The sequence below is a fragment of the Dehalococcoidia bacterium genome, assembly GCA_025054935.1.
In the GTDB taxonomy this organism is placed as follows: domain Bacteria; phylum Chloroflexota; class Dehalococcoidia; order SpSt-223; family SpSt-223; genus JANWZD01.
This window is the reverse complement of the sequence record JANWZD010000029.1, coordinates 1-5,918: the sequence shown is the minus strand read 5'-3', so window position 1 is coordinate 5,918 and position 5,918 is coordinate 1. Positions and strand designations below refer to the sequence as shown.

General features: G+C 67.0%; 3 protein-coding genes. 1 reads left to right on the top strand and 2 read right to left on the bottom strand.

Features of this window, described 5'->3' with window-relative positions:
• Positions 1-54: 54 nt before the first annotated feature.
• The gene (locus tag NZ773_16035; protein ID MCS6803437.1) at positions 55-3,384 is read right to left on the bottom strand and encodes a Swt1 family HEPN domain-containing protein; all 3,330 of its coding nucleotides are present in this window, start codon (positions 3,382-3,384) and stop codon (positions 55-57) included.
• Between NZ773_16035 and NZ773_16030 the strand changes: the two genes are divergently transcribed.
• Entirely contained in the window at positions 3,383-3,586 is a 204-nt protein-coding gene (locus NZ773_16030; GenBank protein MCS6803436.1) for a hypothetical protein, read from the top strand. The two genes, NZ773_16035 and NZ773_16030, sit on opposite strands and share 2 nt — an antisense overlap.
• A 115-nt stretch (positions 3,587-3,701) precedes the next feature.
• Here NZ773_16030 and NZ773_16025 read toward each other — a convergent pair.
• Positions 3,702-5,918, bottom strand: a 2,217-nt coding sequence (locus NZ773_16025; protein ID MCS6803435.1) for a hypothetical protein, incomplete at its 5' end; no start/stop codon positions are given.

Here is a 5,918-nt window from a genome sequence, read left to right as displayed (position 1 = left end):
TCGACCTCCGTTTGGGTGGCGGCTCGAAAGTCTGTGATCAAGCAGGAGCGCCCATCACTCGGTCTCAAAGCCTTGGCTGTCAAACTTCAGGGTTCGCGCGTTCTCCGTCACTGTGCGAATCAATTGCTCTGTCGCGCCACCGGGGAGCTTGGCAACGATTTCGAGGGTTACGGTCACCTCGGAACCCATCTGCGCCACCAGATGCGAAATCACCTCATCCGCAATCCGCGCAGCATCCCGACCGACGCGGGAAGGGTCGAGCCGGACCGAGCCGTAAAAGCGACGCAGGGGAGGCAGGGCAGCCGGAGGCGACCCAGGGTCTTGCCCTAACGGCAGAGGCTCGCGCGGCGTGACGACTGGTCCCGGCGGCCCCGGCACCGGCTGATGGGTTGGCGGGGTCTCTGAGTCGATCTGCGCGCCGGCAACCGATGGCTTGACGATCAGACCAGAACTCTCCGGGGTGATCACCACGGACTGGCCGCCGCGGAGGCCCCGATAGCGGCCGCCGGCCTCGTCGAAGCTCTCGGCAAAAGCGAAGCTCTCCACTCTCCAGGTCAAAAGTTCGACGCCCTGGCGTATGGCCTGAACAAGGACATCCGGTCCGGACAAACGCGGCAGGTAGAGGTACCGACCGAAGTCATCTGCGAGCTGGCGGATGGCAACATGGTCGCCGCGCCAGAGAGGAATCTCGTCGAGGTGCTTGCGCAGGATCGTCGCGGCCATGTTGAGCACGATGAGCTCCTCCGCTCGCAGCCGCTTGCTCGCCCGGACGGCAAGCGGATCGCTTCCACTCAGTCGCACAGCCTGCCAGGTGATTTGCGCCTGCGGAGTGAGCTGTTGCGGGACAAGCAGCCATTGGTAGGTCTCTGGCAACCTCGCCGTCACCGCGCCGTCCGCAGCCCTCTGCTGCGTCTCGGCCTGTCGACGCTGCTGAGGATCCAAGTTCAGCTGGTCCGCCTCGGCGACGATCTGCGACCACGCCAGATACTTGCGGATCGCCTCATCCAGATCCTGCAGCCGGACCTTGTCGGGCGCGAGGAACACGAGCGTGTTCTGGTAGAGCCGTGGGGCGTTCCCGCGCGATGCGAGGATCGCCTTCGCCGCGGTTTCGGCAGCGTTCTCCGGCCCCTTGCTGTAGGGATGCTCGGCCGACAGCACCACGAGGCGCGCATCCAGGTCATCGGGTACATCGCCCCCTGACCGGGGCAAGGGATGTATGCGGGAGAAGTCGCCCTTCTGCCTGAGGTCGCTGCGCAGGCGCTTCTCCAGCTCCTCCGCCACCTTGTCCGGCTCGCGCTTCAACTGCTCGGCCCGGTCCTCGGCGAGCTTCGTGACCGTAGGCTGGGTCGCATACCACGCGCGCGGCCCGTCCTGATAGAGATAGGTCGCCTGCGCGGCGAGGCGCCGCAGCGCGTCGCCGAATACGGCGGGCGCCTCGCCCGGCATCACGCAGCCGAGCTTCACCCGCCGATCTTCGAGGCCGCGATGCGCGGCGGCCGTGGTCGGGGCCGAACCGAGATAGATAGTCCGGGCAACGCGACGCGTGGCGGACAGCTTGCCGAGATTGGGCACCTCCGCATCAATCCGAAGTGGCAGCGAGTTGGGCCCATCCACATCCTTCTCGATGATCGGAACCCAGTTGTCCGACAGATACCGCGTCAGCTCGAACTGCACGCGGGGATCGTCGATCGGAATGGTGCACGGAAGGATGAGCGGGCTACGATCGCCCTTCTCCCACAGGCTGTGGATCACGGCCGCCATCAGCCGCAGCACGCCGCGCGTGCGCTGGAACTTCAGCAGCGCCGACCAGTCCGTGTAGAGCCGGTCGAAGATCTCCGGGTGTATCGGATAGGCCGCCTGGATCCGCTTCTCATAGTCGCTGTCGCGGCACTCGGGCGGGAACTCGGCTGCCTGCACCCGATAGAGCTCGGCGAAGGCACGCGCGGTCACGTCGCGATGCTTGAACATCTCCGGCGGCATCGGGTCGAAGAGCCGCCGCCGAACGATCTCGAAGCCTTCCTCGGCAGAGGCAGGCCGCCAGGAGGATTCGAGCCGGCCCACCACATTCCGCAGCCGGTCGAGCGCTTCGCGCCCGCGGAGCCCGCCCACCTCGACATCATCGGCCTGGGTGTGCGGCGAACCCGCCGTGTCCGATGCCGGCAGCGACACCACGAGCAGGCAGTTCTTCGCCAGCTTCGCGGATTCCGTCAGCGCCTGGGCGAAGCTGAACTGAGTCTCGAAACTGCCGCCCGGCAGGTCGGAGTGGTCATGCAACTGCCGTGCATAGGCGACCCACTCATCCACCAGGATCAGGCACGGGCCATACTCGTTGAACAGTTCGCGGAGCACGTCGCCGGGGCTGGTCGCGCGCTCATCGTCCTGGGCGATCCGTGCGAAGGCCTTCTTCCCCCCAAGCTGCCAGGCGAGTTCGCCCCAGAGCGTGCGCACCACCGTTCCGTCCGGCTTGGTCACGGGGTTGCCGGGGGAGATCTTGTTGCCGACCAGGACGACGCGGTTCGCCTTCGGCACCGTCCTCACATTCGCCTCGGCAAGCACCGCATCGATGCCGGCGAGCTCGCCCGGCGGCGTGCCGCCGAACAAGTGGTAGAGCGCCAGCATCGAGTGCGTCTTCCCGCCACCGAAATTGGTCTGCAGCTGCACCACCGGGTCGCCACCCTCGCCGGCGAGCCGCCGCACGGCGCCGACCAGCAGCCGCCGGAGGCTCTCGGTGAGGAAGGTGCGGCGGAAGAACTCGGTGGGCTTGCGATATTCGTCGCTGCCTTCGCCCAAGTGCACCTGCCAGAGATCGGCGGCGAACTCGGCCTGCTGGAAGCGGCCCGTGCGCACATCCTCATGCGGCGTCACCACCTCCCGCCAGGGCCGCAGGTTGGCGGCCGCCGCCGGCTCGACCAGCGACCCGCCGAGCTTGCGCCGTTCACCGCGCGCCTGTTCCTCGAACACCAGGCGGCGGAGTTCCATCTTCATGCGGTTGACCTCGTCCGCCTGCGGGGCGGAGACGGCGGCGAGCAGCCGGTTCATCGAGTCGAGCGCGCGGTCGGTGTCGTCGCTCGAGAACGGCTCCTGGTGCGCCCATTTGTTGCGCCAGTCGCGCAGCTCCTGCACCAACGAGCGTTCGGCGCGGCCGAGGGTGCGGCCGAACACGTCGTTCCACGTCTCCCACATCAGCTTGAGCAGGCCGGCAGCGTCCCACTGCGCGATCGGCTTCTGCCCGAGAATGGGGTCTTCCGCGAAGCGCCGAACGGCATCCATCCGCACGCTGCCAACCTCCACGGCGTTGTGGATCTCGCGCTCCACGAAGGGTGCGAGGCCGGCACGGAGCAGCTCCATGCCCTTGCCGACGCGCTCCTGGTTGGTCAGGGCCATGCTCGGGCGATCCCCAGGTCAGGTGCTTCCCGCCGACGTCGGCCCATTGCTGCTCGAGATGCTCGGCGACCAGCCGGCGGTGGCGCGGGTGGGGCGTGTCCTCGCTGCACGGCAGGCAGCCGCCAGCGAAGATGCGGCGCGGCGGCTGCTGCGCGATCGTGCCGCTCCTCGTCAGCAACCTCTTCGTGCGGGCGGGCACTGACCGGCCTGATCCAAGCGCCGGCCTCGCCTCCTGTCCAGTCGCGGCCGGCGATGCAGCGCCCCCCGAGATTCCGGGAGTTGGCGAGGCAGACGATGCGCTTGACCGTCTCCACCCCTCACCCCCCGGCCGTTGCGAACAGGTCGGCCGCGGGCGCGGCTTCCCGCGCGAGGCGGCTGATCTCCGGCCAGCTCTGCACCAGAGCGTTGTAGGAGAGCGCCTCGGCGGGGCGCTTCTTGCGGTCGGCGATGACGTAGAGGCGGTAGGCGAGTTCGCGCGCCACCTCGGCCCGGGCGCCGAGCTTGGCGACGAGCGCGGCCGCCGCCGCCTCGCCGCCGGCTTCGAGGGCGCGGATGAGCTGGTGCACCACCTCCCAGGCCGAAAGGCGCGGGTCGGTAGCGGGGTCCCAGCCCGCGGGCAGTTCGGCGGGGCGCAGCAGGCGCACCTTGCCGCGGCGGCTTTCGACGATGCCGGCGTCCGCAAGCCCGGCGACGGAGGTGTTCTTGGCCTTGCTCAGCACCTCGGCCAGGCCGTAGTCGCCCTCGGCGAAGCCGTGCTGGTCGAACCAGGCGACCGCCCAGCGGCTGTCGGCGTCGATATCGCCTTCCTGTTCGGCCAGCACCTCGTCGAGGGTGGCGTTGATCAGGGCCAGCGCCTCCCGCACCGAGAGGGGGCGGCCCTCTGCGTCCAGCACGCGGGCGTAGCGGGTGAAGACCGCCATGCCGGGGCCGATGGCGGCCTGGGCGAGGTCCACCGGGGCGATGTTGCCCTTCTGTAGGTTACGCAGCGCGGCGGGGAGTTCGGCCTTGAGGGCGGCGAGGAACTCGCGGCGGGTGGCGGTGGGGGCATCGGCCGGGCGGGGGCGGCAGACCAGGACGATGCTGGAGGCGAGCGAATTCGAGAGCGCCTTCAGCGCGGCTGTCATCTCAGATCGAATGGGCCAAGTACCTGAAATCGTAAAGCCTGCGTGGATCATCGCGTCAAGAAACGTTTCCCATCCCGTACTCGCAGTACCCCTTACGGTCTCAGTCTCTAACTGCTTGAACGCATAATAAATCGTCACTGGAAAAGATGAGTGCGTTAGTTCGGCAATTTTACGCATGGCATTGGTCATGCCTTCTAGAAAAAAATTCTCCGCGCGCTCTTTTCCGCCATGCCGATACGGTGTTGCAACGAGCTCTTCTGCCTTCGGCACCGATACGGTAGAAAAAATATCGGGATACAAATGAAGGAGCGACGCCCGCAGCCAAACATAAAAGAAATCAGAAAGATCAGCATAGCCGATGTTATCGTAGTAGGGAGGATCGGTCGCGACAATCTTGTTGAGAGAGATTTTCTGTGTTGCCGAGTCGGCTTGGACGGAATGTCCCCCTTTTTCGCCCAATCGCCCAAGAATTTCCACAGGCTTAAGGCTTACGTTAATGTTAGTAAGAAATCCACCTGAGCTGTCGTGCAATGGGTTTGCCTCAGCAAAGTCCCAGAGCATGGGAATTGCCTGACGCCCAAAAAGCTGCCTTGTGCACTGGGCAACGGGCTCCCAAGGGCAAAGAGAATTATTTGAATCAGCCGTCTTGCTGATAATCATACCCAAGTACGTCGCTACCGCCTCGGCGTAAGCCATCGCCCCCGCCCCGCCCTCCCGCAGCGGCGTGGGGTCGTCGGGCAGGCCGGCGGCCAAGGCGTCGGCGCGGATGCGCGCCATCGCCTCCCCCACCAGATCGGAGAAGGTCGTCAGCGCCACCAACTGCCGGTCGGTGAACAGATCGCCGAAGGTCGTCAGGCCGTAGGGCACCGTCCAAAAGGCGCGCGGATCATTGGGCAGCGGCGTCTCCGGCTTCCACTCCGGCCGCGCCTGCCGGGCCGCCGCCTCCTGTTCCGGCGTCGGCGACAGATAGACCCGCCCGCGCTCGCCCTCGGCCACGATGGCCATCAGCCGCGCGCCCATCCGCCCGGCCCGGCCCTCCGCCTTGATGTAGTCGCCGCTGATCGGCGCCCCCGACATCACGCAGCGGAAATTCGCCCCCCGCGCCAGCTTGGTGCCGGCCTTCACCGCCTCGAGGTTCGCGGGCCTGCTCACCTTCACCGCAAACCGGTAGCCGCCCTGCTCGATCACCGGCTCCACCCAGGCCTCCTTGCCCGCCTTGCTGGAGAGCAGGAAGGTGGAGGCGAGCGGCACCTCCACCTGCGCGAAGGCCGGGTTCGGGCTCCTCACCGTGCGCGCCCAGAGCCAGGCGATCACCGTCAGGGACCTCCCGAGATAGGGCGCAAGGTCCGGCCTCTCCTGCACCATCGCCGCCGTCACCTCCACCTTGGGGTAGAGGTGGCCGATGCGCCT